The sequence below is a fragment of the Pseudoduganella sp. R-31 genome, assembly GCF_049913235.1.
Lineage (GTDB): Bacteria > Pseudomonadota > Gammaproteobacteria > Burkholderiales > Burkholderiaceae_D > Rugamonas.
The window spans coordinates 701,703-724,863 of the sequence record NZ_CP183986.1 but is presented as its reverse complement, the minus strand read 5'-3'; the positions used below and the strand labels follow the sequence as shown (position 1 = coordinate 724,863).

The window sequence follows — 23,161 nt, the reverse complement described above, 5'->3', positions numbered from 1 at the left end:
TGCATTCCCTGTACTGCCCCCGAACATCTCAATAACAGGAGTTAAGTATGGAAGCCAGTATTGCCGCAGTAAGCCAACCTAAAACCAACCCTATCGTGCTCGACGAGAAGCGCAGCAAGACCGTGCGCACGCTGATCAACGCCTCGCACCGCAAGCTGCTGTTCCTCGACCAGGTGGTCGACTGGGAAAAAGGCATCGACTTTTCCAAGCCGCCCAAGGTGGCCGAGTCGAGCTGGATCTACGGCACGCCCTACTGGGATATGCTGACCGAGGAACAGCGCAATGAAGTGCTGTGGCTGGAGACCGGCCGCGACGTGTCCTATTTCATCTGGCTGGAACAGACCCTGCCCGAACTGTACGTCGGCTACGTCAACCAGTACCACGGCGTCCTGAGCGACGACGTGCGCGAATACCTGATGGTGTTCTCGCGCGAAGAGATCGTGCACACGCTGATGTTCCGCCGCTACCTGGACAAGGCCAACCTGCGCCTGTGGAGCCATCCGGAAAACATCCCCAACTACTCCCTGTTCGAGCGCCAGCTGGCCGGCAAGCATCCGGTGTACGGCATCTGCTGGAACCTGCTGATCGAATGGTTCGCGGAGCTGAACTCGATCTTCCAGACCCAGACCGACGGCATCGACCCGCTGACGCGCCAGATGTTCAAGGAACACCACCTGGAAGAAGTGCGCCACATCGCCTTCGCCAAGACCATCTGCGAAAACTACTTCGAGGCGGCGCCCAAGGAGGAGCTGGCAGAGATGTGCGAGTTCTTCCAGAAGGGCTACGGCTTCCTGCTGGACGAATACACCTACATGCCGGAAATCGCCCTGCATGCATCCTTCGACTTCCCGATCAAACCCGGCGACACCGACAAGATCCGCGAGGTGCGCAACTCGCCGAACAACCAGCGCCTCAATGCAGCCCGCTTCCGCGACGTGCGCGAGTGGTGCCTGAAGCACAACATCATCAAGCAGTAAGCCCCATCATCCCCAGGCGGCAGCTTGCATGGCGCAGTGCGCGCCAGGGACAGCTGTCGCCGTTTCAAAAAGAATCTGGAGCAAGCATGATCGATATCATTCCCCACGATTCCGGCATCACGGAATTGCGCATCGCCCGACCGCCGGTCAACCTGATCGACGTGGGCGTGCTGAAAACCCTGCGCCATGCCCTGGCCGAAGCCGAGCGCACAGGCCAGCGCGGCATCATCCTGTCCGGTGCGCCGGGCGTGTTTTCCTCCGGCGTGGACGTGGCCGCCCTGGTCGGCGGCGACTACGAAGCCGTGCGCGAATACTGGCAGCAAGTGTTCCTGCTGGCGTCCGAGATGGCGTTGTCGCGCCAACCGATTTTCGCCGCCATTACCGGCCATTGCATGGCCGCCGGCGCCCTGCTGGCCGTGTTCTGCGACTACCGCGTCATGGCGCAAGGCCCCTGGCAGGTTGGCCTGAACGAAGTGCGGGTCGGCGTGGCGCTGCCGGACTGCTTCCAGGTTGCGGTGCGCCGCGTGGTGGGAGCCCTGCAGGCCGAAAGGCTGCTGGTGTTCGGCCGCATGCTGTCGCCGCAGCAGGCGCTGGAAGTGAACCTGGTCGACGAGCTGGCCGAGCCTTCGCAGGTGGTGGCGCGCACGCGCGAGCGCCTGCAGGAACTGCTGTCGGTGCCGCCGCAAGCCCTGGTCAGCACGCGCGCCATCGCCCGCCGCGACCTGCGCGACGTGTTTGCCGACGTCGATGCGCTGCCGGTCGACGACTTCGTCGACGCCTTCCTGCAGCCGGAAACCCAGCAGGCGCTGCGCTACGTCGCCAGCCGCCTGCGCCAACCCGCCGCGGCAGCCGCGCAATGAACCTGTATTTCCGCCTCATGCTGGTCTGGCTGCGGGCCTGCTTCAAGCCCGCGATCCAGATCGGCGACACGATCGAGATGCAGCTCACCGTGCTGCCCAACGACCTGGACCTGAACGGCCATATGAACAATGGCCGCTACATGACCATCATCGACCTGGCTCTGGTCGAATACATGACGCGCGCCGGCTTCATGGGGCCGGCCCTCAAGCGCGGCTGGCGCCCGATGCTGGGCGGCTCGATGATCGCGTTCCGGCGCGGGCTCAAGCCGTTCCGGCGCTATACCCTGCGCTTCTGCGCCCTGTGCTGGGACGAGCGCTGGACCTATATCCGCTTCGAGTTCGTGCTCGACGGGGACGTGATGGCGGTCGGCCACACCAAGGGCGGCATTGTCGGCCCCTACGGCGTGGTGGGCAGCAATGAAATGTGCGCGGTACTGGGCGTGGATCCGGCCTCGCCGGTCTTCCCGCGCTCGGTCACGGCGTGGATCGAGGCCGATCGCCTGATGCGGGCCTGACCGGGAGAACCCATGGAAGCCATACAAAACATCGCCGTCATCGGCGCCGGCCCGGCGGGGCTGACCGCCGCGGACACCCTGCGCCAGCTGGGCTACAAGAAAGTCACGCTGTTCGAACAGGGCACGCGCGTGGGCGGCAAGGTGTACACCGCGCAGACGCCCGCCGGCCCGGTAGAACTGGGCGCCGTCATCGCCTCCGCCGAGTGCGAACTGGTGCTGGGACTGGCGCAGCGCCTGGGCGTTGCGATCGCGCCCTACCCGGTGGAGCAGCGCTTCCTCGACGAGCATGGGGTGCGGCACGATGCCCCGTCCTTCCTTGCCAGCCGCTACAGCGCGGACGAAATCGGGCAAGCCATCGCCAATTATGGCGCGGCGCTGGAACGCTATGCCATGGTTCGCTACGATACCCTGGCCGGCATGCCGCGCGCGCTGCACCAGCCGTTCGACCGCTTCGCCGCCAGCCACGGCTTCACGCCGGTGGCCGAACTGGCGCGCGGCGCCCTGGTGGGGTTCGGCTACGGCTATTACGAAACCGTGCCGGCCCTGTATTTCATGAAACTGATCCCGTGGCTGTTCCGGCCCGACGGCCAGGGCGGCCTGGCGCCGGGCAAGTTCCACGTCTTCCCGCAGGGCTTCCAGGGCTTGTGGGAAGGACTGGCGCGAGAGCTCGACGTCCGCCTCGGCGCGGCCGTGACAGCACTCGACAGCCCACCAGGCCGTCCGGTGCAGCTCACCATCAATGGCCGCGACCAGCACAGCTTCGATGCAGTGGTGGTGGCGGCGCCGCTGCACACGGCAGCCAGCTTCCTGCCGGCCGGCAGCGAAGCCGCCGCCCTGCTGGCGCAGTTGCGCAGCAACCGCTACCTGGTCAGCGCCTTTGCCGCCAGCAGCCTGCCGGGTGGGGAATTCCTGTTCCTGCACCAGAACGAACACCCCGAACGCATCGGCCACATGAATGCCTGGGCCAACCGCAATCCTGCCCTGCCGATGTACCTGGGCTGGCAGTTGGCCGGGGACGCCGCCAGCACCGGACAGTTGCGCGAGCTGCTGGCGGCCGATATTGCCGCCCAAGGGGGTAGGTTGGAGCGCGTCGTCCTGCAGCAGGAGTGGGATTACTTCCCTCATGTCGACGGCACCGCCCTGGAAGCCGGTTATTTCGAACGCATCGACGCCTTGCAGGGCCAGTGCCGCATATACTACGCGGGCGGCGCCCTGAACTTCGAGACAGTCGAGCACAGCGCACGGCAGGCGCGAGCCCTGATGCGCCGCCATTTCGGCTGACGGTACAAAGGGCATCCCTTACGGTTTGTGCCTATGGAAAAACGGCGGAGGCGGGGCCTATAATGGCTGGGCGAACCGGCACGCCATTGCCGCCCTCGGAGATACGCATGAAACACCTGATCGTTGCCAGCCTGGCCCTCGCCCTGACCGTGCCTGCCTTTGCCAGCACCACCCACGCCAAGGCCACCGCCACCCACCACAAGACCGCCTCGACCTCCACCAAGCATCACCTGGCGAAGAAGAAAACCTCCGCGCACCATAAGACCGCGAAGGCAACCACTCACCACAAGCACGCATGATTTTCGTCTGGGGCAGGAAGGCGGTCTACACCCACGCCGGCTACGTCGCCGACTTCTGCCCCGTATGCCGGGCAGCCCGTGCGTTCTCCGTGCAGCGCATCGGCATGGCCTGGCACGTGTACTACCTCACCATTTCCAAAGGCGAGCTGGCCGGATATCAGCGCACCTGCTGCGATTGCGGCATGGCGCTGCCCATGGAAGTCGGACACTACACCCAGTTGAGCGCGGAACAGCTGCCGCTGGTGCAGCTGGAACAAACCACCAATCCCCATTTGTCGATCCGCCACGCCGATGCACTGGCCGCTGCTGCGCGCCTGCGCGAAGCGCCCTTGCTGCTTGATGAATCGGAGCGCCGGCGCCAGCTCGATGCGGCGTTGCGCCTGCAGGCCGACGCACTCGACGAGTTCGAAGCGACCACGCGCCTCGACCGCGAAGTGTGGTGGACCATCGGCGGCGCATTCGCGTTTTGCGCCCTGGTGCTTGCCGCGCTGCGACAGCTGGCGCCGGAAAACATGGACACCGGTTTCATCATCGCCTTCTTCCTCAGCCTTGGCGCGGTAGCCTGGCAATTGAGCCAGATGGGAGAACGCTTCCTGCAACGCGGCCTCCTGCCGAAGCTGGCCCGTTCGCTGGCGCCCTTGCAGCCGAGCGCGGCGGAACTCGACGAAGCGTTCGAGCGCATGCGCGAACAAGGCCGCAAGCTGGCCAAGCGCGTCGACAGTGCGCGCGTGCAGCAAGCCATCGCCTCCCTGCGCAACTAAGCCAGCGCCAGCGCGTCCAGCAGCACCTCAAGCTGCTGCAGCCGTGCTTCCATTTCTTCGATTTGCGGCGCGCTGCCGCCCATGCCGTGGAAAGACGTGTTGTGCAGCAGCGCATTGCGAAATTCCGCCAGGCCGCGCGCCTCGCGCAACAGCGCCAGCATGGCTTCACTGGACTGCGGCGATTGTTGCTTCAGGCTGGCCTTGATGCGGTCAAGCCGCTTGCCGAATGTGAGCTTGCGCGTGTCGTCGGTACCGATGCAGCGTGCGCACAGGATGAATACGTGCGCTTCCAGCCGGGAGAACTCATGGATAAAGCTCCCCAGCATCAGCTTCCATTGCTGGTCGGGTGGCAGGTCTGGCCTCATGCCGCTCATTGTACGCTGCGATTTCAGTTGCGCTTACTTTCGATTCATCGTAGTTTACCTTTCGTTTTTCAATAAAATTGAAAGGATATGGAGATGAAACGAAGAATTTCGCTGTTAATCCTTGCGTTTTCCGCCGCCGCGGCCCTGGCGGGCCAGCCTGTTGCCAGCGGGGATGCCGTAGTCGCCCTGGCCGGCAACGGCTTCGTCACCAGCGCCGATGCCGGTTCGACGGAAGTCATCAACAACAACGGCCTGGCCAACTGGACCAGCGCCAATACCGTCACCAGCATCTGGTTCCGCATGGCCGCCGCGGGCAACGCCACCTTGTCGCTGGACGCCGGCCTGACCGGCAGCAAGACCAGCAACATCCGCGTGACCGCCAATGGCACGCCGTTCGACATCACCCTCACCAAGGGCAGGACCAAGACCTACACCGTCGGTACCATCAACGTGCCCGCAGCCGGTTACGTGCGGGTCGACCTGCAAGGCATTAGCAAATCCGGCTCCTACTTCGGTGACGTTGCGGCACTGCGCGTCAACACCAGCACGCCGCTGAACTATGCGAACGACGCAGCCAATTACTACTGGTCGCGCCGCGGGCCATCCGTCCACCTCGGCTACACGGTGCCGGCCAACACCGAGTATTTCTACAATGAGGTGACGGTGCCGGCAGGCGAAGACAAGATCGGCTCCTATTTCATGGCCAACGGATTCAATGGCGGCTACTTCGGCATCCAGGTCAACTCGCCGACCGAACGCCGCGTGCTGTTCTCGATCTGGGATGCCGATAACGGCGCCAAGACCACGCTGGTACGCAAGGGCCCGAACGTGGTCGACAACTCGTTTGGCGGAGAAGGCACCGGCGGCCAGTCCTACCTGCTGTACAACTGGATGGCCGGACAGACCTACCGCTTCATCACACGCGTCGTGCCGGACGGCGCGGGCGGTACCAATTTCTCCGCCTGGTTCTACGCACCCGAAACCAACGCCTGGCGCTTCATCGCCACCTGGAAGCGCCCGGCCACCACGACCTACCACGCCGGCGTGTATTCCTTCCTGGAGAACTTCATTGACACCAGGGGCTACCTTGGCCGCAGCGTACAGTTCAACAACCAGTGGGCGCGCAGTACCGGCGGTAGCTGGACCGAACTGGTGACGGCACGCTTCACTGGCGACGCCACCGCAGCCAACGCCCAGCGCATGGATTACGCAGGTGGCTTGCATAACGGAAGCTTCTACTTGCGTAATGGCGGCTTCTTCAGCCCCAATGTGCCAATCAACCAAAGCTTCACCCGCCCGGCTACCGGACAAGTACCAACGGTGGACGTCGGCACCCTGCCGTAGACATTTTTGTATCCCAGTGTATCTGGCGCCATGCCAGATACACTTCTCACGAGCTCTCGACAAAAGCGATACACACTGCCCCCTTAATCTGGTCACACCTTAACCAAGGAGACCAAGATTATGAAAACCACCTACGCAGGACTGGCAGCCACCCTGGCTATCGCATTGTGCACCTCCGCCGCACACGCCGCAGAACCCAAGAAGGAAATGGAAAAGTGCTATGGCGTGGCGAAAGCCGGCCATAACGATTGTGCCGCGGGCCCGGGCACTTCGTGCGCAGCAACCTCCAAAGTCGACTACCAGGGCGATGCCTGGGTGCTGGTCGAAAAAGGCACTTGCACCTCCATCAAAACCCCTAAGGGCTACGGCTCGCTGAAGGCGAAGTGATGAAGCGTGCCATTGCATCGGTGATCGCCCTGGCAGCCGGCCTTGCCGGCGCGGCACATGCCACCGCACCGGCCGCCCAGCCAGCCGCGAAAAACGTTGTGATCGTGCCGGGCGCCTTCATCGACGCTTCCAGCTGGCGCGTGGTGCACGACACCCTGCGTCTGAAAGGCTTCAACGTCACCGTGGCCCAACTGCCCCATACCTCGCTCGACGACGACATTGCCATCGTCCGCAAAGCGATTTTCCAGCAGTTCGGCAACGTGATCGTGGTCGGCAATGGCATTGGCGGCACGGTGATGTCAAATGTGGCCACCGGCGACAAGGTCAAGGCGCTGGTGTATGTGGCGGCCTTGATGCCGGAAGTCGGCGAAACCTCGCAGCAGCTGTTGTCGTCGATACCGGGCGCCGGTGAAGGCGTCAAGCCGGACCGCGCAGGCTTCCAGTTCTACGACACTGCGCGCTTCCAGGCCGACCTGGCCGCCGACCTGACGCCCAACCGCGTCAACTTCATGGCGGCCTCGCAAGTACCGGTCAGCAATGTGCTGATGGGAACGCCAAGCTGGTTCGCCACCTGGCACCAGAAGCCAAGCTTCGGCATTGTCGCCACGCAGGATCGCCTGGTGAGCCCGGAACTGCAGCGCTGGATGTACAAGCGTGCCGGCGCCAGGGTCACAGAAATCGCAGCAAGCCATGCAGTACAAATTTCGCAGCCGGAAGCGGTCGCGAAAGTCATCGAAGACGCTGCCCTCAGCGTCCAGTAAGTCCTACTTTAACCAAAGGAGATTCATCATGAGCATCGCTACCAAAACCCGCGCTGGCCTGGCCGGCGCCGCCGCCCTGATCGCACTGGCATCCCTGTCGGCACCATCGTTCGCTGCAGAAAAAGTGAAGGAAGAACCGGGCCGCTGCTACGGCATCAACACCTGCAAGGGCACCAGCTTGTGCGCCACCGCCAAGAACGACTGCAAAGGCCTGAACCAGTGCAAAGGCCAGGGAGTGCTGGTAAAAACCCCGACCGAGTGCAAGGCACTGGGCGGCACCCTGACCGAAGCCAAGTAATCCAAACGGAGGCACACCATGCATGCCCATCGCTTTGGCCTCGGCCTGCGCCGCGAGCACTACCGCGATTTCCTCGAAGGCGACGTCGACGTGGATTTCGTCGAAGTGATCTCGGAGAATTGCATGGTCGCCGGCGGCCAGCCGCGCGATATCCTGCGCCGCGTGAGGGAGAAGCATCCCGTGGTGCTGCATGGTGTGTCGATGTCGCTTGGTTCGGCCGACGGTTTGCGGCCGGACTACCTGGCCCGCCTGTGCGCCCTGGTGGAAGAGATCGAACCGATGTTCGTCTCCGACCACCTGAGCTGGTCGCGCATCGGCCGCTTCAATTCGCACGACCTGCTGCCGCTGCCTTACACGCAGGAGGCGCTCGACATCATCTGCAACAACATCGACCAGGCGCAGGAAGCACTGGGACGCACCATGCTGGTCGAAAATCCTTCGAGCTACCTGACGTATGCCGAGTCCAGCATGACGGAATGGGAATTCATTTCCGCCATGGCCAAGCGCACCGGCTGCGGATTGCTGCTGGACGTGAACAACGTCTTCGTCAGTGCCAGCAACCACGGCTTCGATCCGCTCGATTTCCTGCGCGGGGTACCGATGAACCGCGTATGCCAGATCCACCTCGCCGGCCATAGCCAGGGCGACGGCCTGCTGATCGACACCCACGACAGCGCCGTCAACGATGCGGTGTGGTCACTGTACCAGCAGACGATCGCACGCTGCGGCCCTGTGGCCACCATGATCGAGCGCGATGGCGATATCCCGCCGCTGGCCGACCTGCTGGCCGAACTCGATATCGCGCGCCATCTCGCAGCGCACAGGGAGGCAGCATGAACCTCGCCAATCTCCAGGGCGATTTCCACGCCATGCTGGCCTCATCGACGCCCGTTGCAGGCGTGCCGGCCGGCCCTGGCCGCGCGGTCTACCTGAACAACTACCGCGCGCAGCTTGTCGGCTGCCTGGAAGAGAGCTACCCGCAACTGCGCGCCTTCATCGGCGAAGAAGCCTTCCTGCATGCTGCCGCAGCGCACATCAAGCGCCGCCCTCCACACGCCTGGACGCTGGACGCCTACGCCGACGATTTCTGCGACACGCTACAGGCGCTGTTCCCCGACAATCCGGACCTGCACGAACTGGCCTGGATCGAGCATGCCTTGGACCAGGCGTTCATCGGCCCCGATGCCGCGCCTGTCGCTGCCGACGCACTGGCCGAAGTCGACTGGGAGCACGCCAGCCTGACGCTTGCGCCAACACTTCAACTGCGCATTGCCACCACCAACGCCGCCGACTTGTGGTTCGCCCTGCGCGACGGCAGCAGCAACCTGGAAGGCGAAATGCTTCCCGCGCCCGGCGGCCTGCTGGTCTGGCGCCAGGGCTTCGTCTCCTGCCTGCGAGCACTGGACGCCATCGAATTTGCCGCGCTGACGCACCTCCAGCGCGACGGCAGCTTCGCCGGCTTGTGCGCGTTGCTGGTGGAACGCGTCGGCGAAGAACAAGGCATCGCCAGCGCCGGCGCCATGCTGGCCGACTGGCTTGGTAGTGAACTCATTACCGGAGTTGAAAATGAATGAAACCCGCCGCCTGTTCCTGCTATCCGCCCTCACCGGACTGGCAGGGACCGCAAGCCTCGCCTTCGCACCGGCACTCGCCGGCGCCGCGCTGCCCATCCGCAGCGCCACCGAAGTGCTGCGCGCAGTAGCCGCAGCACAGCCTGCACTCAGCTACCACGCCGCCGGCCCTGACGACGGCCGCCCTATCGTGCTCGCCCGCAGCCCGGGCGATTCCATCGACCACTACACCGAAATTGCATCGCTGTTGGCAGCGCAAGGCTACTTCGTTCTGCTGCCGACGCTGCGTGATGCGGATGCCACGGCGCTCGGCCAGGACCTGCTGACCTTCATCGACAGCCTGCACATCCCGGAAGCGGTCTTCATCGGCACCGGTCAGGGAGCCCAGGCAGCGCGCGCCGCCGCCAGCCATCGCCGCACGCGCGTCATCGGCCTCGTGTTGGCGGATGGCGGCACCACGCCAACGCCTGTCCCGGCAATCGGCCTCGCCGCCAGCGCCACCACGCAACAAATCGCCGATGCAGCCATCACACTGGCGCGCCAAGGCAAATGGCGCACCTGATACCTGACAAAACGGAGACCACCATGAACACCAACTTCGCCCGATCCCCAGCCGCCGCAGCCACTTCCACCGGCACCATCGCAGGAGGCATCGCAGCGCTCCACGCACTTGCCGCGCGCCTGCTGCCCCCATCGGTACAGCTGCTCGCGGCCCGCCTCGGCATTGCCGCAGTCTTCTTCCTCTCCGGCCGCACCAAAGTCGAAGGCTGGTTCACGCTGAAGGATTCGACGATCGACCTTTTCCGCTACGAGTACATGCTGCCCCTGATCCCACCGGAGATCGCCGCCCCCATGGCCACCTTCGCCGAACACGCCCTGCCACTGCTGCTGGTCGCCGGCCTGTTCACCCGCTTCGCCGCCCTCGGCCTCCTTGCCATGACCGCCGTCATCGAGATCTTCGTCTATCCACAAGCCTGGCCGACCCACCTGGGCTGGGCCGCCTTACTGCTGCCTCTGATTGCTCAAGGCGGCGGCAAGTTCTCAATCGATCACCTTTTGCAAAAGCGTTCGGCGAAGGAACCTTGAGTCAAATTCGCGTGCGTTAGCTGGGGACGGGAACGGTAACGCTTGACTGACTGATGCCAACGATTGCTGAAAATTCCATCATTTGTTACTATTCAAGCGTAGACAAGCGCAGGATTTGTAGAGGTCGCTTAACGGCGGCAGCCCGAACGGGTGGGAACCTCGAACCTGGGGTCTACTTTACTCAAGGCTCACCAGCTTGGTGAGCCTTTGTTTTTCCGCGTCGTCCCCACACCAGATCTTCAGGCCGTAACCATCGGCTCGACGGTCTTTTCTGTAAATTGTCGGCTTCAATATTTCTAGATACCGACTTTCGACCTCTCCATACTGAGTTTTGTTTACTGCGAAGAACACACTCGATGCCACTGCATCCGCGAGCTGTAGGCCTGCCAATTTGTCGTGATTTACCGCGCGCACGCTGTCGCACGTGATCGCAGGCCAATGAATGTTGATATCTGCACCTGCCCTGGCTTGTTGCGACAGCAGTTCCAAGTAGGATCTCAAGTCGTCATATGACATCGCAGACCGATTCGAGAAAATGAGGTCCGTGTTACAAGCACCTCCGATTGCGTGGTCTCTGCATAACCAACTAACACGTTCTAGTAGCAGCCTGGTGCTGTAGCGGTAAAGCTTGTGCGCCTCTTGCTGAAAGTTCTCCGGATTGTTAATTGAAGGCTTATGAACAAGTATACTTACAGTTCGCACGGGTAGTGTTCCCAATAGGCGCACGTAAGGCACTCGCTGCTCGTGTTTCAGTTCACGGAAATGCAGTACGAATTTATCCGGCTTGCCGAGCAGCTGCCTGACATCCTTCGCAGCCTTCACTAATTGCAAATCGTTCGATTTTCGTACAATAGTCGCAGATAGAACGAACCAGCGCGAGCTACCACGTTCGCCCTCCAGAAACTTGAAACCTTCATCTCCCGCTTCATCGATATAGGCGACGAAATCTGCAGCCATCACTCTTCCTCGATTATTGTCAAGAAGTCAGATAATTATAGAGGTGCACTTTACGGGGGTTTTGATTTGCAGCATTGGCTGCACAACAACCACGCAGGCGCAAATAGAAAAAGCCCAGCCGGTGAGGGCTGGGCTTTTGGAATGCTGGTGCCGGCTGCAGGACTCGAACCCGCCACCTGATGATTACAAATCAACTGCTCTACCTGATGAGCTAAGCCGGCTGTAAAACTTCCGCCGCGATTATACGCTATTTAATGCGAGTCAGGGTTGGACGGCCACCTTTCTTTGGTGGCTCGCCGCCATCGTCCGGTCCATTATCGTCTTCGCTGCGCGGCGCAGGGGCGCTTGGCACGGAAGACAGGGTCGGCGCTGGCGCAACTTCTTCGACCGCTGCAGGCATTTTCGGTGCTGGCGCCTGGCCCAGCAGCGGTTCAAACGCCATGCCCTGGCCGTTTTCGTTGGCGTAGATCGCCATCACGTTATTGACCGGCACGTAGATCTCGCGCGACACGCCGCCGAAGCGGGCGTGGAAGTGGATCGCGTCGTTGTCCATCTTCAGGCCGGAGGTGGCGCCGAAGCTGATGTTCAGGACGATTTCGCCCTTCCTGACGTATTCCATCGGGACCTGGGTTGCTGCGTCGACCTTGACTGCCAGGTAGGGGGTATAGCCGCAATCGGTGCACCATTCGTAGATGGCGCGCAGCATATAGGGCTTGGTGGAGATTTCTGCCATGTTCAAACTATAAGTTGCGGCGCGCTCCATGGGCGCGCCGCAGGGGCCGCAATTAGCGACGCATTACTTTCTCGGACGGAGTCAGCGCTTCGATGTAGGCAGGGCGCGAGAAGATACGCTCGGCGTACTTCATCAGCGGCGCTGCGGTCTTCGACAGCTCGATGCCGTAGTGGTCCAGGCGCCACAGCAGCGGAGCCACGGCCACGTCCAGCATGGAGAACTCGTCGCCCAGCATGTACTTGTTCTTCAGGAACAGCGGAGCCAGGGTGGTCAGGCGGTCGCGGATTTCTGCGCGGGCCTTGTCGTGGCTCCTGTCGCTCGCCTTGTTGCGCTCGCTTTCCAGCGTGTGCACGTGAACGAACAGTTCCTTCTCGAAGTTGAACAGCATCAGGCGGGCACGGGCGCGCATCAGCGGGTCTGCCGGCATCAGCTGCGGGTGTGGGAAGCGCTCGTCGATGTACTCATTGATGATGTTCGATTCGTACAAAATCAATTCGCGCTCGACCAGGATCGGTACCTGGCCATACGGGTTCATGGTCGAAATATCTTCCGGCTTGTTGAACAGGTCAACATCGCGCACTTCAAAGTCCATGCCCTTTTCGAACAGGACCAGGCGGCAGCGCTGGGAGAATGGGCAGGTAGTGCCCGAATAGAGAACCATCATTTTCCTAGTTCCTTAGAAACAAAGGGGGCGAGACCGCGAACGGTTCACCCCAGTTGGGCCGCCTGACGTATCAGGCGGCGCAAACACGCGCCGGAAAATCCGGCGCACGCAATTATTTGACTTCTTTCCAGTACGACGCGTTGAGGCGCCATGCCAGGGTAGCGAAGATAGTCATGAAGATCAGGACCCATACGCCCAGTTGCTTGCGCTTCTGGGCGGCCGGCTCGGCCATCCACTCCATGTAGCCAACGATGTCGGCCACGGCGGTGTCGTATTCCAGCTTGCTCATGCTGCCCTTCGTGACTTGCTCGAAGCCCACGAACTTGTGCATCTTCTTGCCGTGCTCGTGTGGATCTTCCACTTCTTCGAACTTGGCGGACTGGACGCCCTGCAGCTCCCACAGCACGTGTGGCATGGCCGCATTCGGCAGCACCATGTTGTTGAAGCCGGTTGGGCGGGTGTCGTCCTTGTAGAAGGTACGCAGGTAGGTGTACAGGTAATCGCTGCCGGTGTTCGACGGCGTTGCCTTGGCGCGGGCGATCACGGACAGGTCAGGCGGCACGGTGCCGAACCAGACTTTGGCGTCCTTGGCCGGCATGGCGGTGGTCATCATTTCGCCCACTTTTTCGCCGGTGAACAGCAGGTTGTTCTTGATCTGCTCTTCGGTCAGGCCCAGGTCGCGCAGGCGGTTGAAGCGCATGGACGACGCATTGTGGCAGTTCAGGCAGTAATTCACGAACAGCTTGGCGCCGTTTTGCAGGGCGGCCATGTTGTGCGAGCGGTCCGGGGCCTTTTCCAGGGGGAAGCCGCCTTCGTTGGCGAAGGCCAGCGCTGGTACCAGGGCCAGGAGGGCCAGCAGTTTCTTCGAAAAGATCATTTATTAGTCCTTTGCTTAGCGTTCTGGTCGTCCGATTAGTGCGCGTGGAACACAACGCGGTCCGGCACCTTCTTGAACGTACCCATCGCGCTCCACCACGGCATCAGCAGGAAGAAGCTGAAGTAGTACAGGGTCGCAATCTGAGCGATGATCGTGCCGACTGGGCTTGGCGGCTGGGTGCCCAGGTAGCCCAGGGCTACGAAGGCGATGGCCAGGCCGGCGTACACATATTTGTGCCAATCAGGACGGTAACGAATCGATTTCACCGGCGAATGGTCCAGCCATGGCAGGAACGCCAGGATCACCACGGAACCGCCGAAGAACACCACGCCCCAGAACTTCGCATCCAGCGCGCCTGGCAGCATGCCGACGATCATCAGCAGCGCGATCACGCTGACGGCGATCTTGACCATGCCCGACAGCTTGGACTTCATCCACAGGAAGGCGGTGTAGGCAGCGATGCCCACCATCAGCACCCACAGGAAGTCCGAGGTGGTGGCGCGCAGCACCGAGTAGAAGGCGGTGAAGTACCAGGTCGGAGCAATGTGCGGCGGGGTCTTCATCGAATCGCCCGGCAGGAAGTTGTTGTACTCCAGGAAGTAGCCGCCCATCTCAGGCGCGAAGAACACCACAGCCGAGAAGATGGTCAGGAACACGGACACGCCGAACAGGTCGTGCACGGTGTAGTACGGGTGCGATGGGATCGAATCGACTGGGTGGCCGTCCGGGCCCAGGTTTTCTTTCACTTCGATGCCGTCCGGGTTGGACGAGCCGACTTCGTGCAGTGCAATCAGGTGCGCAGCCACCAGGCCCAGCAGGACCAGCGGAATCGCGATCACGTGGAAGGCGAAGAAGCGGTTCAGGGTTGCGTCGGACACCACGTAGTCACCGCGAATCCACAGCGACAGGTCAGGGCCGATCAGCGGAATCGCGCCGAACAGGTTGACGATCACCTGGGCGCCCCAGTACGACATCTGGCCCCATGGCAGCAGGTAGCCGAAGAACGCTTCGGCCATCAGGCACAGGAAGATGGCGAAACCGAACAGCCAGATCAGTTCACGTGGCTTGCGGTAGGAACCGTACATCAGGCCGCGGGTCATGTGCAGGTACACGATGATGAAGAAGGCCGAGGCGCCGGTCGAGTGCATATAACGCACCAGCCAGCCCCATGGAACTTCGCGCATGATGTATTCAACCGATGCGAAGGCCAGGCCGGCGTCCGGCTTGTAGTGCATGGTCAGGAAGATGCCGGTGACGATCTGCAGCACCAGGACCAGCATGGCCAGGGAACCGAAGATGTACCAGAAGTTGAAGTTTTTCGGGGCGTAGTATTTGCCCCACTGGTCGTTCCACAGCTTGGTGGCAGGGAAGCGGTCGTCGACCCAGCCCATCAGCTTCTTGGCTGCAGGTGCGTCGGCAGGGAATTTGGTTTCCTTGAATGCGGCCATGGATTATGCCTCGCCTTTCTCGTCTTTACCGATGATCAGCTTGCTGTCGCCCAGGTACATATGGCGTGGCACTTGCAGGTTGTCCGGAGCAGGCTTGTTCTTGAATACACGGCCAGCCAGGTCGAAGGTCGAACCGTGGCATGGGCACAGGAAGCCGCCGAGCCAGTTATCCGGCAGCGAAGGCTGTGCGCCTGGGGTGAATTTCGACGATGGGGAGCAGCCCAGGTGGGAGCAGATGCCCACGGCCACCAGGATTTCCGGCTTAATCGAGCGATGCGGATTGCGGGCGTATTCCGGCGTCAGGTCGTCGGGGGTACGCTCGGATTTTGGATCGGCCAGTTCAGCTTCATCTTTCGCCAGCGTTGCCACCATTTCGGGGGTACGCTTGAGGATCCAGACTGGCTTGCCGCGCCATTCGACCGTTTTCATTTCGCCCGGCTGCAGCGTAGAGATGTCCACTTCCACCGGTGCACCAGCTGCCTTCGCGCGCTCGGACGGCTGGAACGTGCTTACCAGGGCGCCAGTTGCACCCAAACCGACCACACCACCTGCCGCACACGTTGCGACGAGGAGACCGCGACGGCTCGAATCGACCTGCTTCTCGTTACTCATACAAACCCCAATCAGTCAAAAATCCAAAATCTTTATTGTTAACAAAGCTTCTAGCAACCTTAAATTATAAAGGAGTGATGTTGCGATTTAAAGCAAAACCTTGCAATTAGCTAATCCATCCCAATGTTGCGCCTCTTGCGTGTTCCATGAATTTGCAGCAAAGTTGATACAAATCCATAAATTTTTGGAAGGAATATGTTATGGGAATGATGCAAGAATTTAAAGAATTTGCAATGAAAGGCAATGTCATCGACCTGGCGGTCGGTGTCATCATCGGCGCCGCCTTCGGCAAAATCGTCGATTCCCTGGTAACCGACGTCATCATGCCGCCGATCGGGATGCTGTTGGGCGGCCTCGATTTCGCGAACTATTACATTCCTCTCAACGGACAGCCGCACAACCTGGCCCTGGCTGAAGCGAAAAAACTGGGCGCGGTGATCGCCTACGGCAATTTCTTCACCATCCTGCTGAACTTCATCATCCTGGCCTTCGTGATCTTCCAGATGGTACGCCTGGTCGCCAAGCTGCGCCGCGCCGAAGCGCCGGCTGCCGCACCGGCAGAACCTGCACCACCTTCAGAAGATATCGTGCTGCTGCGCGAAATTCGCGATTCTTTGCGAAAATAGGAGTTAACTCCCATTTTGTAGCAATACCGCCATGCGAAGACTCTGGTTATTGTTTGCACAAACGGTGACCATCGCATTGGCACTGTACTTTGTATACACGGCCGTGCAGCGGCCGGCCGTGCTCCCCAAGCCCGTGCCGACTGCCGCGCACACGGCAATCCTGGCCGACGCCAGCGCCCCGCCTTCTCCGGGATCGTACCGGGCCGCTGCCAGCCGCGCCATGCCGGCCGTGGTCAATATCCTGACTACCAAGGCGGTGCGCAAGCGCCATCCGCTGTCGCGCGATCCCTTCTTCAAGCGCTTCTTCGGCGACCGCGACGAGGAGGATGACCAGAACAGCCTTGGTTCCGGCGTCATCGTCAGCCCGCAGGGCTATATCCTGACCAACTACCACGTGGTGGAAGCGGCCGACGAGATCCAGGTGGTGCTGCCGGACGGCCGCAAGGCTGCCGCCAAGATGGTGGGCACCGACCCGGAAACCGACCTGGCCGTGGTGCGCATCGAGTTGGACAAGCTGCCGGTGGTCGCGCTGGGCCAGGTGGAACAGGCCAAGGTGGGCGACGTGGTGCTGGCTATCGGCAATCCATTCGGGGTCGGCCAGACCGTCACCATGGGCATCATCTCGGCCCTGGGCCGCAACAACCTGCACATCAATCACTTCGAAAACTTCATCCAGACCGACGCCGCCATCAACTTCGGCAATTCGGGCGGCGCCCTGATCGATACCCAGGGCAACCTGCTGGGGATTAACTCGGCCATTTACTCCCAGACCGGGGGTTCGGTCGGCATCGGCTTCGCGATCCCGGTCAGCACGGCACGTTCGGTGCTCGATGCCATCATCAAGGATGGCCACGTGGTGCGCGGCTGGATCGGCGTCGAATCGCAGGAAATCACGCCGGAACTGGCGCACAGCTTCGGCCTGGCGCGCGATTCGGGCGCCATCATCGCCGGCGTGGTACGCAACGGACCGGCCGACAAGGCCGGCATGAAGCCGGGCGACATCCTGCTGTCGGTGGACGGTAAGCCGGTCAAGGACACCAATGAAATGCTGAACCTGATCGCCCAGCTCGCGCCGGGCGGCCAGTCGACCATGCGCATCCTGCGCAAGAGCCGCGAAAGCGATCTCCAACTCACCGTGGGCAAACGCCCCCCAGCCAAAAAATAATATGCACCTGCGCGACCTCACCCGCTACCTGACGGAACTGTCCGACAACAACAACCGCCCGTGGTTTGTGATGAACAAGCCGCGCTACGACATCCTGCGCGAGGAATTCCTGGAGCTGGTGACCCAGGTGATCGCGGAGTTGGGCAAGTTCGATGCCCAGGTCAAGTTCTGCAATCCGAAGAAAGCCATGTTCCGCATCAACCGCGACGTGCGCTTTGCCCACGACAAGAGCCCGTACAAGACGCATTTCTCGGCCGCCATTGCGCCGAACGACATGCGCCGCCCCAGCATGGCGGGCGGCCCGACCTGGTATTTCCAGATCAGCCCTGACGGCGTGCTGGGCATCGGCGCCGGCGAATACATTCCGCCGCCGCACCGCCTGAAGGCCCTGCGCAACCACATGGTCAACGATGCCAAGGGCTTCAAGAAGGCGCTGGCCAACAAGGCGCTGAAGGCGCGCTACGGTTCCATCACCGAAGAACACAAGCTGCAACGGCCGCCGAAAGGCTTCGATCCGGAGCACGAGCACATCGAGTTCATCAAGCTGAAAAGCTTCTTCGTCTACCAGGAAGTGAAGCTGCCGCTGAACAAGCCGGACGAGCTGCTGGGCATGATCGTGGGCGCTTTCAAGGATGCCTGGCCGCTGGTGCAGTGGATGCGCTCAGCCCCTGTCGAAGAGGAGGCCGACGCAGCATGAGCACCCATCGCATCGCAGTCATCGCCGGCGACGGCATCGGCAAGGAAGTGATGCCGGAGGGCTTGCGCACCCTGCAGGCCGCCGCAGCCAGGTTTGGCCTGCCGCTGGAATTCACCACCTTCGAATGGGCCAACTGCGACTATTACATGCAGCACGGCCAGATGATGCCCTCCGACTGGTTCGACCAGCTCAAAGGCTTCGATGCGATCTACTTCGGCGCGGTCGGCTGGCCGGATGCGGTTCCCGACCATATCTCCCTGTGGGGCTCCCTGATCAAGTTCCGCCGCGAATTCGACCAGTACGTGAACCTGCGTCCGGTGCGCCTGATGCCAGGCGTGCCCTGCCCGCTGGCCGGCAAGAAGCCGGGCGATATCGATTTCTACGTGGTGCGCGAGAACACGGAGGGTGAATATTCCTCCGTCGGCGGCCGCCTGTTCGAGCACACCGAACGCGAGGTCGTGTTGCAGGAAGCTGTCTTCACCCGCAAGGGCGTCGACCGCATCCTGCAGTTCGCCTTCGACCTGGCGCAGTCGCGCCCAAAGAAGCACTTGACCTCGGCCACCAAGTCGAACGGCATTGCGATCAGCATGCCGTACTGGGACGAGCGCGTGAAAGCCATGTCGGCCAACTACCCGGACGTGCGCTGGGACCAGTACCACGTCGACATCCTGGCGGCGCGCTTTGTGCTGAGCCCCGAGCGATTCGACGTGGTGGTGGCGTCCAACCTGTTCGGCGACATCCTGAGCGACCTCGGCCCGGCCTGCGCCGGTACCATCGGCATCGCACCGTCGGCCAACCTGAACCCGGAGCGCACCCTGCCCTCGCTGTTCGAACCGGTGCATGGTTCGGCGCCGGATATCTACGGCAAGAATATCGCCAACCCGGTCGCCATGATCTGGTCCGGCGCCATGATGCTGGATTTCCTCGGCAACGGCGACGCCCGCTACACCCAGGCGCACGACGCCATCATGCGTGCGATCGAAACCGTGCTGGTCCAGGGCCCGCGCACGCCGGACATGGGCGGCAGCGCCTCCACCACCGAGATGGGCGCGGCTATCGCCGCCCTGGTTTAAGCGCCCAGCAAGGCCTTTACGGCCGGCAGGTAGCGTTCGCTGACCGGCACGCGGTCGCCGCAGCGCAGGACCAGCTGGCTGGCGCCCTCGGCATCGCGCTCCAGCGACGCCACCTCACCTACCCGCACCAGCGCACGCCGATGCACGCGCAGGAAATTGGCCGGGTCCAGGTGCTGCTCCAGCCGCGCCAGCGGCACCCGGTGCAGCACGCGCCGTTGCGGCAAGCGCAGCTCCACGTAATTGCCCGCAGCCTCGATCCACAGCACTTCCGCCACCTGCACGCATTCGATGCGGCCGACCGAGCGCACGTTCAGTTGCTGCAGGTATGCCTGCGCCGTCGGCTCGGCGAAGGCGCGCATCGCGCGCGCATAGGCCGCACGCTGGCGTTGCTCCAGCATGGCGGCAGCCCGTTCCAGCGCCTGCGCCAGGCGCTGGTCGTCGAAAGGCTTGAGCAGGTAGTCCAGCGCATGCACTTCAAAGGCCTCGATGGCGTGCTCGTTATAAGCCGTGGCGAATATCACCAGCGGCGGTTCTTCGCGCCGGGCCAGTTCGCGCGCCAGCGCCAGGCCGGCTTCCTGCGGCATCTGGATATCGAGGAAAATCACATCTACGTCCTGCCCAGCCAGGGCAGCGCGCGCGGCCGCGGCGCTGGCGCACTCGCCGACCAGTTGCCAGCCTTTGTGCGGCGCCAGGCCGTAGCGCAGGTTGATGCGGCCGGGTTCTTCGTCGTCGACGATCAGGGCGCGGATCTTCATGAGACGAAATACATTGGCATATTGATCTCGGCGACAAAGCGTCCGTCGGCACGCGCGGTGCGCAAGCCGGCGCCGCTGCCGCAGGCGATGCGCAAGCGCGCTTCGATATTGTGCAGGCCCATTCCCATGCCCGGGTTGGACGGCACATCGCGCACCGAATTGCTGATATGGATATGCAGCATGCCGCCCTGCTCCGAAAAACGCAGCGTGATGTCGCTGTCACCGTCGTGGCAGTCCAGATCATGGCGCAGCGCATTCTCGACCAGCGGCTGCAGCAGCAAAGGCGGGCAGTCGGCGGCCAGCACCGCCCCGCTGTCGCCTTCAATCGACACCCGCAGCCGGTCGCCATAGCGCATCGATTGCAGCGACAGGTAGTCGCGCACGAACTGCAATTCTTCCGCCAGCGTGACCCAGTCGCGCGAGCTTGCCGCCTGGGCGTAGCGCAGCAGGCCGCTCAGGCGGCTGATGGCGCTCAGGGTTGCGCCTTTATCGTCCATGCGTACCAGCGCGCTGACGGCGTTCAGGGCGTTGAACAGGAAGTGCGGCTCCAGTTGCCCGCGCAGAGCGGCCAGGCGCTGCTGCTCCAGCTCCAGGCGCAGGGTCAGGTTGTCGGTCTCGCGCGCCCGCTGGATCTGCCAGATGCGGAGGCCGGCCACGGTAACGAAGGTGAACGTAGTCCAGGTCAGCTCGAGGAAGATGGCGAACCAGCTCCTTTCCTGCTGCAGGGAGACGAACAGGCACTCCAATGGCAGGAACAGGACCAGCACCAGCAGATAGGTGCGCACTATCCCACGCGCACTGGCCAGCGACTGCGGCCAGCGTTCCAGGACGAGATACAGCACGGCGCTGAACACCACCATCAGGGCATGCGCACTACCCCAGTCGCGCAGCAGCTCCACATAGGAGGGGTTGGCGCCGCGCTGCAGCAGCGAGCCATAAGAGGAGGCGGCGCCCGTCAGGCAGACGACGCTCCATGCCAGCACGCAGATGCCGAGGATACGTAGGAAATGCAAGGTTCTCATGGCTGGACAGTATACCGGCCCTTTTCATAGGCGCCGACAGCCCCCGTCACACGGGCGTCCGCCTTCGTCACACCGGCTTTCCTGCATTTCAGGTCGCCATTTCTGCATTTCGTCGCAGACCGGTAGTGCTGGACACCGCACATATCTATAGTTCAATCAACGAAACGCGAAATGAACTTAACCCAACCGAATGGAGAGCAAAATGAACATCGCCAAAAACATGGAATACATCTTCCTCGCAGCAGTTGCCGTGATCAGCGCAACCGGCTTCGCCACCGCCGCCACTCCGCTGAAACACAGCGCACCGGCAGCCGTCGTGGCAAAGGCCGAAGCCAAGGCAATGCCCGTGGTGACCGTCACCGCCAAGCGCCTGACCGCTGCTGAAAAAGCTGCACTGTAATTCGAACGCAATCGAAATTTCACGGAGCCCCGACATGAAAAAGCTTTTCACCGCCACGATGATGACCGCCATGATGTTCGCCGCCGCCGGCGCCGCCCGCGCGGACGAGATCATCACCGAAGCGCGCACTGTCGACGGCCGCCCCGTGAAAGTAGTGCTGGATGGCGTGGTAGACCTGAAGCTGAAGCAAGGCGCACCGGCACTGGTGCTGTCCGGCGACAAGCGCTACCTGCAAAAGATTACGGTGACGCAGAACGGCGACACCATCCGCATCGGTACCGAAAACATGCGTGGCATCCACATCGGCCCGCGCAACCTGAGGGCTGAACTGACGCTGCCGCAACTGCGCGAACTGGTCTCCGCCGGCGTGGGCTCGGCTGAAGTGAAGGGATTCGACGGCGATGAAGTTCGCCTCTCCCTGGAAGGCGCCGGCGCCGTGAACATGGCCTCGCGCTTCAAGAAAGTCGACGCACGCCTGACCGGCGTGGGCAGCATGACCGTCAGCGATACCCAGGCTGACGTGGTGGACCTGAACCTGAAAGGCGCCGGCCAGATCGCGATCTCCGGCCAGAGCAAGCAGCTTTACGCAAAACTGGGCGGCATCGGCAGCCTCGATGCGAAGCAGCTGCAAAGCGAGAGCGTGGATGCCGACATGACCGGCCTTGGCAGCGCCACCTTCAACGCCAGGACTTCCGCCAACCTGCGCCTCTCTGGCATGGGTTCGGCAACGGTGTACGGCAAGCCGGCCAACCGCCAGTCCACCGCACGCGGCCTGGGCAGCGTGTCCTGGAACTGACGCCAAAGTTTCCCTACCAACTCGTGAGTTGTTTCACGGTGCTTGCCGCCCGCTAACCCCGGGCGGCTTTTTTATTGCCGCATCCTTGCCGAGCACGATGCGCAGTTGCGGCTCGCCGCTGCCGCGTATTTCGACCCGCGTCTCTTCCACGTTGAAGGGGATGGTGTTCGTCAGGCGCACCACCTGCATCCCTTCCGCCCGCAAGCGCTGCGCGACCACTGCCGCCATGCCACGAATGCCGTTGCCGTTGCTGACTTCCAGCCGCGTGGGCGCGTTTGGCGCCGGTACCGGCGGCGGCGCCTTGTCTTCCACTCGCGCGACTTCGACCAGCCCGGCGCTGACTTGCCGCACCTCGACATGCGCCATGCCCGCCGGCCAAAGGCCGCTGCCGGGCGTGCTTCCGGACGCGGCCTGCGTGCCGGCGCCAGGCTCGCTCGCAGCTTCGCGCAACAGGCGCGCATGGCGCATGGCTTCCAGCGCGCGGCCGCTGTCGCCGGTCGTTTCCAGCAGCGCCGCCAGCCGTTCCCAGGCAACCGGGCTGGATGGCGCCATCAGGCAGGCACGTTCCAGTGCGGCACGCGCCTCCTCCAGGTGCCCGCCCAGGTAGTAGGCGTAGCCAAGGTCGCCAAGCAGGGCCGCGCCAGGCGTACGCCGCGCACGCTGTTCCAGCAACGCAATGGCCTCTTCATAGCGGCCATCCCTGGCCAGCGCAGCCGGCGCCGGCGCAGCAGGCGGCGTGGCCGCCACGATGGCGGGGGGCGGCGGCAGCACCGGCGTGCTGCAGGCCGCCACCATCCCCACACAGGCAGCAATGATCGTCTTACGCATGGC

At 62.5% G+C, this 23,161-nt stretch carries 30 protein-coding genes and 1 tRNA gene; 20 read left to right on the top strand and 11 right to left on the bottom strand.

Features of this window, described 5'->3' with window-relative positions; genetic code table 11:
* Positions 1-47: 47 nt before the first annotated feature.
* The 6 genes from ACN9MY_RS03325 to ACN9MY_RS03300 all read left to right on the top strand — a co-directional run bounded on the left by ACN9MY_RS03325 (position 48) and on the right by ACN9MY_RS03300 (position 4,693).
* On the top strand, positions 48-977 hold the full coding sequence (locus ACN9MY_RS03325) for a diiron oxygenase (RefSeq protein ID WP_426320504.1): 930 nt from the start codon (positions 48-50) through the stop codon (positions 975-977).
* An 86-nt stretch (positions 978-1,063) separates the two neighbouring features.
* Entirely contained in the window at positions 1,064-1,837 is a 774-nt protein-coding gene (locus ACN9MY_RS03320) for an enoyl-CoA hydratase/isomerase family protein (RefSeq protein WP_426167482.1), read from the top strand.
* Positions 1,834-2,352 (top strand): thioesterase family protein, encoded by a 519-nt coding sequence (locus ACN9MY_RS03315; RefSeq protein WP_426167480.1) that lies wholly within the window; start codon positions 1,834-1,836, stop codon positions 2,350-2,352. Before ACN9MY_RS03320 ends, ACN9MY_RS03315 begins: the two co-directional genes overlap by 4 nt.
* 12 nt (positions 2,353-2,364) lie before the next feature.
* Positions 2,365-3,633 (top strand): FAD-dependent oxidoreductase, encoded by a 1,269-nt coding sequence (locus ACN9MY_RS03310; protein ID WP_426320501.1) that lies wholly within the window; start codon positions 2,365-2,367, stop codon positions 3,631-3,633.
* A gap of 107 nt (positions 3,634-3,740) precedes the next feature.
* Positions 3,741-3,932, top strand: a complete 192-nt coding sequence (locus ACN9MY_RS03305; RefSeq protein ID WP_426167476.1) for a hypothetical protein — start codon at positions 3,741-3,743, stop codon at positions 3,930-3,932.
* Positions 3,929-4,693 carry a hypothetical protein gene (locus ACN9MY_RS03300; RefSeq protein ID WP_426320499.1) on the top strand — a complete coding sequence of 255 codons (765 nt, stop codon included), beginning with the start codon at positions 3,929-3,931 and terminating at the stop codon, positions 4,691-4,693. Before ACN9MY_RS03305 ends, ACN9MY_RS03300 begins: the two co-directional genes overlap by 4 nt.
* Here ACN9MY_RS03300 and ACN9MY_RS03295 read toward each other — a convergent pair.
* On the bottom strand, positions 4,690-5,058 hold the full coding sequence (locus tag ACN9MY_RS03295; protein WP_426167472.1) for a hypothetical protein: 369 nt from the start codon (positions 5,056-5,058) through the stop codon (positions 4,690-4,692). The genes ACN9MY_RS03300 and ACN9MY_RS03295 overlap by 4 nt on opposite strands.
* A 93-nt stretch (positions 5,059-5,151) precedes the next feature.
* On the opposite strand from ACN9MY_RS03295, the gene ACN9MY_RS03290 reads away from it, so the two are divergent.
* The 8 genes from ACN9MY_RS03290 (at position 5,152) to ACN9MY_RS03255 (ending at position 10,505) form a co-directional block, all read left to right on the top strand.
* Positions 5,152-6,402, top strand: coding sequence for a DUF3472 domain-containing protein (locus tag ACN9MY_RS03290; protein ID WP_426167470.1), 1,251 nt, complete (start codon positions 5,152-5,154; stop codon positions 6,400-6,402).
* Between the two features lie 120 nt (positions 6,403-6,522).
* Positions 6,523-6,789 carry a BufA1 family periplasmic bufferin-type metallophore gene (locus tag ACN9MY_RS03285; protein ID WP_090436148.1) on the top strand — a complete coding sequence of 89 codons (267 nt, stop codon included), beginning with the start codon at positions 6,523-6,525 and terminating at the stop codon, positions 6,787-6,789.
* Positions 6,789-7,550 carry an alpha/beta fold hydrolase gene (locus ACN9MY_RS03280; protein ID WP_426167468.1) on the top strand — a complete coding sequence of 254 codons (762 nt, stop codon included), beginning with the start codon at positions 6,789-6,791 and terminating at the stop codon, positions 7,548-7,550. The genes ACN9MY_RS03285 and ACN9MY_RS03280 overlap by 1 nt, the downstream gene beginning before the upstream one ends.
* A 28-nt stretch (positions 7,551-7,578) precedes the next feature.
* Positions 7,579-7,848, top strand: a complete 270-nt coding sequence (locus ACN9MY_RS03275) for a hypothetical protein (RefSeq protein WP_426167466.1) — start codon at positions 7,579-7,581, stop codon at positions 7,846-7,848.
* Positions 7,849-7,866: 18 nt separating this feature from the next.
* On the top strand, positions 7,867-8,685 hold the full coding sequence (locus tag ACN9MY_RS03270; protein WP_426336832.1) for a DUF692 domain-containing protein: 819 nt from the start codon (positions 7,867-7,869) through the stop codon (positions 8,683-8,685).
* Positions 8,682-9,422, top strand: a complete 741-nt coding sequence (locus ACN9MY_RS03265) for a putative DNA-binding domain-containing protein (RefSeq protein ID WP_426167462.1) — start codon at positions 8,682-8,684, stop codon at positions 9,420-9,422. Before ACN9MY_RS03270 ends, ACN9MY_RS03265 begins: the two co-directional genes overlap by 4 nt.
* Positions 9,415-9,981 (top strand): hypothetical protein, encoded by a 567-nt coding sequence (locus ACN9MY_RS03260; protein WP_426167460.1) that lies wholly within the window; start codon positions 9,415-9,417, stop codon positions 9,979-9,981. The genes ACN9MY_RS03265 and ACN9MY_RS03260 overlap by 8 nt, the downstream gene beginning before the upstream one ends.
* 23 nt (positions 9,982-10,004) lie before the next feature.
* Positions 10,005-10,505 (top strand): DoxX family protein, encoded by a 501-nt coding sequence (locus ACN9MY_RS03255; RefSeq protein WP_426167458.1) that lies wholly within the window; start codon positions 10,005-10,007, stop codon positions 10,503-10,505.
* Positions 10,506-10,682: 177 nt separating this feature from the next.
* Here ACN9MY_RS03255 and ACN9MY_RS03250 read toward each other — a convergent pair whose 3' ends face one another.
* From ACN9MY_RS03250 to petA, 7 genes are all read right to left on the bottom strand, one after another.
* Positions 10,683-11,462 (bottom strand): DUF3800 domain-containing protein, encoded by a 780-nt coding sequence (locus ACN9MY_RS03250; RefSeq protein WP_426167456.1) that lies wholly within the window; start codon positions 11,460-11,462, stop codon positions 10,683-10,685.
* A gap of 145 nt (positions 11,463-11,607) precedes the next feature.
* Positions 11,608-11,683, bottom strand: a tRNA-Thr gene (locus ACN9MY_RS03245).
* A gap of 26 nt (positions 11,684-11,709) precedes the next feature.
* Positions 11,710-12,195, bottom strand: coding sequence for a ClpXP protease specificity-enhancing factor (locus ACN9MY_RS03240; RefSeq protein ID WP_426167434.1), 486 nt, complete (start codon positions 12,193-12,195; stop codon positions 11,710-11,712).
* A gap of 52 nt (positions 12,196-12,247) precedes the next feature.
* The gene (locus ACN9MY_RS03235; RefSeq protein ID WP_426320468.1) at positions 12,248-12,859 is read right to left on the bottom strand and encodes a glutathione S-transferase N-terminal domain-containing protein; all 612 of its coding nucleotides are present in this window, start codon (positions 12,857-12,859) and stop codon (positions 12,248-12,250) included.
* Positions 12,860-12,971: 112 nt separating this feature from the next.
* Positions 12,972-13,736, bottom strand: coding sequence for a cytochrome c1 (locus tag ACN9MY_RS03230; RefSeq protein WP_426167431.1), 765 nt, complete (start codon positions 13,734-13,736; stop codon positions 12,972-12,974).
* Between the two features lie 35 nt (positions 13,737-13,771).
* Positions 13,772-15,184, bottom strand: coding sequence for a cytochrome b (locus tag ACN9MY_RS03225; protein ID WP_426167429.1), 1,413 nt, complete (start codon positions 15,182-15,184; stop codon positions 13,772-13,774).
* 3 nt (positions 15,185-15,187) lie between these two features.
* A complete protein-coding gene (petA, locus tag ACN9MY_RS03220; RefSeq protein ID WP_426336831.1) occupies positions 15,188-15,796 on the bottom strand; it encodes a ubiquinol-cytochrome c reductase iron-sulfur subunit in 609 nt (202 codons plus the stop codon).
* A 200-nt stretch (positions 15,797-15,996) separates the two neighbouring features.
* Here petA and mscL point away from each other — a divergent pair, with 200 nt between their 5' ends.
* Genes mscL through ACN9MY_RS03200 form a run of 4 tightly spaced genes read left to right on the top strand, consistent with a single transcriptional unit; the run spans position 15,997 to position 19,357 of the window.
* On the top strand, positions 15,997-16,422 hold the full coding sequence (mscL, locus tag ACN9MY_RS03215; RefSeq protein ID WP_426336830.1) for a large conductance mechanosensitive channel protein MscL: 426 nt from the start codon (positions 15,997-15,999) through the stop codon (positions 16,420-16,422).
* 31 nt (positions 16,423-16,453) lie between these two features.
* Positions 16,454-17,587: a Do family serine endopeptidase gene (locus ACN9MY_RS03210; RefSeq protein ID WP_426167423.1), complete on the top strand. Its 1,134-nt coding sequence runs from the start codon at positions 16,454-16,456 to the stop codon at positions 17,585-17,587.
* Position 17,588: 1 nt separating this feature from the next.
* A complete protein-coding gene (locus ACN9MY_RS03205) occupies positions 17,589-18,284 on the top strand; it encodes a DUF2461 domain-containing protein (RefSeq protein WP_426167421.1) in 696 nt (231 codons plus the stop codon).
* Positions 18,281-19,357, top strand: a complete 1,077-nt coding sequence (locus ACN9MY_RS03200; RefSeq protein WP_426336829.1) for a tartrate dehydrogenase — start codon at positions 18,281-18,283, stop codon at positions 19,355-19,357. Before ACN9MY_RS03205 ends, ACN9MY_RS03200 begins: the two co-directional genes overlap by 4 nt.
* On the opposite strand, the gene ACN9MY_RS03195 is transcribed toward ACN9MY_RS03200, so the two are convergent.
* Positions 19,354-20,112: a LytR/AlgR family response regulator transcription factor gene (locus tag ACN9MY_RS03195; RefSeq protein ID WP_426336828.1), complete on the bottom strand. Its 759-nt coding sequence runs from the start codon at positions 20,110-20,112 to the stop codon at positions 19,354-19,356. The two genes, ACN9MY_RS03200 and ACN9MY_RS03195, sit on opposite strands and share 4 nt — an antisense overlap.
* A complete protein-coding gene (locus tag ACN9MY_RS03190; RefSeq protein ID WP_426336827.1) occupies positions 20,109-21,125 on the bottom strand; it encodes a sensor histidine kinase in 1,017 nt (338 codons plus the stop codon). Before ACN9MY_RS03190 ends, ACN9MY_RS03195 begins: the two co-directional genes overlap by 4 nt.
* A gap of 211 nt (positions 21,126-21,336) precedes the next feature.
* On the opposite strand from ACN9MY_RS03190, the gene ACN9MY_RS03185 reads away from it, so the two are divergent.
* Together ACN9MY_RS03185 and ACN9MY_RS03180 are read left to right on the top strand one after the other, a co-directional pair.
* On the top strand, positions 21,337-21,534 hold the full coding sequence (locus ACN9MY_RS03185; RefSeq protein WP_426167413.1) for a hypothetical protein: 198 nt from the start codon (positions 21,337-21,339) through the stop codon (positions 21,532-21,534).
* A 34-nt stretch (positions 21,535-21,568) separates the two neighbouring features.
* On the top strand, positions 21,569-22,330 hold the full coding sequence (locus tag ACN9MY_RS03180) for a GIN domain-containing protein (protein WP_426336826.1): 762 nt from the start codon (positions 21,569-21,571) through the stop codon (positions 22,328-22,330).
* Positions 22,331-22,363: 33 nt separating this feature from the next.
* Here ACN9MY_RS03180 and ACN9MY_RS03175 read toward each other — a convergent pair whose 3' ends face one another.
* The gene (locus ACN9MY_RS03175) at positions 22,364-23,158 is read right to left on the bottom strand and encodes a tetratricopeptide repeat protein (RefSeq protein WP_426167409.1); all 795 of its coding nucleotides are present in this window, start codon (positions 23,156-23,158) and stop codon (positions 22,364-22,366) included.
* Positions 23,159-23,161 lie beyond the last annotated feature (3 nt).

Coding starts and splice junctions, on each gene's coding strand:
- ACN9MY_RS03325 (WP_426320504.1), top strand. CDS start 48: ATGGAAGCCAGTATTGCCGCAGTAAGCCAACCTAAAACCAACCCTATC.
- ACN9MY_RS03320 (WP_426167482.1), top strand. CDS start 1,064: ATGATCGATATCATTCCCCACGATTCCGGCATCACGGAATTGCGCATC.
- ACN9MY_RS03315 (WP_426167480.1), top strand. CDS start 1,834: ATGAACCTGTATTTCCGCCTCATGCTGGTCTGGCTGCGGGCCTGCTTC.
- ACN9MY_RS03310 (WP_426320501.1), top strand. CDS start 2,365: ATGGAAGCCATACAAAACATCGCCGTCATCGGCGCCGGCCCGGCGGGG.
- ACN9MY_RS03305 (WP_426167476.1), top strand. CDS start 3,741: ATGAAACACCTGATCGTTGCCAGCCTGGCCCTCGCCCTGACCGTGCCT.
- ACN9MY_RS03300 (WP_426320499.1), top strand. CDS start 3,929: ATGATTTTCGTCTGGGGCAGGAAGGCGGTCTACACCCACGCCGGCTAC.
- ACN9MY_RS03295 (WP_426167472.1), bottom strand. CDS start 5,058: ATGAGGCCAGACCTGCCACCCGACCAGCAATGGAAGCTGATGCTGGGG.
- ACN9MY_RS03290 (WP_426167470.1), top strand. CDS start 5,152: ATGAAACGAAGAATTTCGCTGTTAATCCTTGCGTTTTCCGCCGCCGCG.
- ACN9MY_RS03285 (WP_090436148.1), top strand. CDS start 6,523: ATGAAAACCACCTACGCAGGACTGGCAGCCACCCTGGCTATCGCATTG.
- ACN9MY_RS03280 (WP_426167468.1), top strand. CDS start 6,789: ATGAAGCGTGCCATTGCATCGGTGATCGCCCTGGCAGCCGGCCTTGCC.
- ACN9MY_RS03275 (WP_426167466.1), top strand. CDS start 7,579: ATGAGCATCGCTACCAAAACCCGCGCTGGCCTGGCCGGCGCCGCCGCC.
- ACN9MY_RS03270 (WP_426336832.1), top strand. CDS start 7,867: ATGCATGCCCATCGCTTTGGCCTCGGCCTGCGCCGCGAGCACTACCGC.
- ACN9MY_RS03265 (WP_426167462.1), top strand. CDS start 8,682: ATGAACCTCGCCAATCTCCAGGGCGATTTCCACGCCATGCTGGCCTCA.
- ACN9MY_RS03260 (WP_426167460.1), top strand. CDS start 9,415: ATGAATGAAACCCGCCGCCTGTTCCTGCTATCCGCCCTCACCGGACTG.
- ACN9MY_RS03255 (WP_426167458.1), top strand. CDS start 10,005: ATGAACACCAACTTCGCCCGATCCCCAGCCGCCGCAGCCACTTCCACC.
- ACN9MY_RS03250 (WP_426167456.1), bottom strand. CDS start 11,462: ATGGCTGCAGATTTCGTCGCCTATATCGATGAAGCGGGAGATGAAGGT.
- ACN9MY_RS03240 (WP_426167434.1), bottom strand. CDS start 12,195: ATGGCAGAAATCTCCACCAAGCCCTATATGCTGCGCGCCATCTACGAA.
- ACN9MY_RS03235 (WP_426320468.1), bottom strand. CDS start 12,859: ATGATGGTTCTCTATTCGGGCACTACCTGCCCATTCTCCCAGCGCTGC.
- ACN9MY_RS03230 (WP_426167431.1), bottom strand. CDS start 13,736: ATGATCTTTTCGAAGAAACTGCTGGCCCTCCTGGCCCTGGTACCAGCG.
- ACN9MY_RS03225 (WP_426167429.1), bottom strand. CDS start 15,184: ATGGCCGCATTCAAGGAAACCAAATTCCCTGCCGACGCACCTGCAGCC.
- petA (WP_426336831.1), bottom strand. CDS start 15,796: ATGAGTAACGAGAAGCAGGTCGATTCGAGCCGTCGCGGTCTCCTCGTC.
- mscL (WP_426336830.1), top strand. CDS start 15,997: ATGGGAATGATGCAAGAATTTAAAGAATTTGCAATGAAAGGCAATGTC.
- ACN9MY_RS03210 (WP_426167423.1), top strand. CDS start 16,454: ATGCGAAGACTCTGGTTATTGTTTGCACAAACGGTGACCATCGCATTG.
- ACN9MY_RS03205 (WP_426167421.1), top strand. CDS start 17,589: ATGCACCTGCGCGACCTCACCCGCTACCTGACGGAACTGTCCGACAAC.
- ACN9MY_RS03200 (WP_426336829.1), top strand. CDS start 18,281: ATGAGCACCCATCGCATCGCAGTCATCGCCGGCGACGGCATCGGCAAG.
- ACN9MY_RS03195 (WP_426336828.1), bottom strand. CDS start 20,112: ATGAAGATCCGCGCCCTGATCGTCGACGACGAAGAACCCGGCCGCATC.
- ACN9MY_RS03185 (WP_426167413.1), top strand. CDS start 21,337: ATGAACATCGCCAAAAACATGGAATACATCTTCCTCGCAGCAGTTGCC.
- ACN9MY_RS03180 (WP_426336826.1), top strand. CDS start 21,569: ATGAAAAAGCTTTTCACCGCCACGATGATGACCGCCATGATGTTCGCC.
- ACN9MY_RS03175 (WP_426167409.1), bottom strand. CDS start 23,158: ATGCGTAAGACGATCATTGCTGCCTGTGTGGGGATGGTGGCGGCCTGC.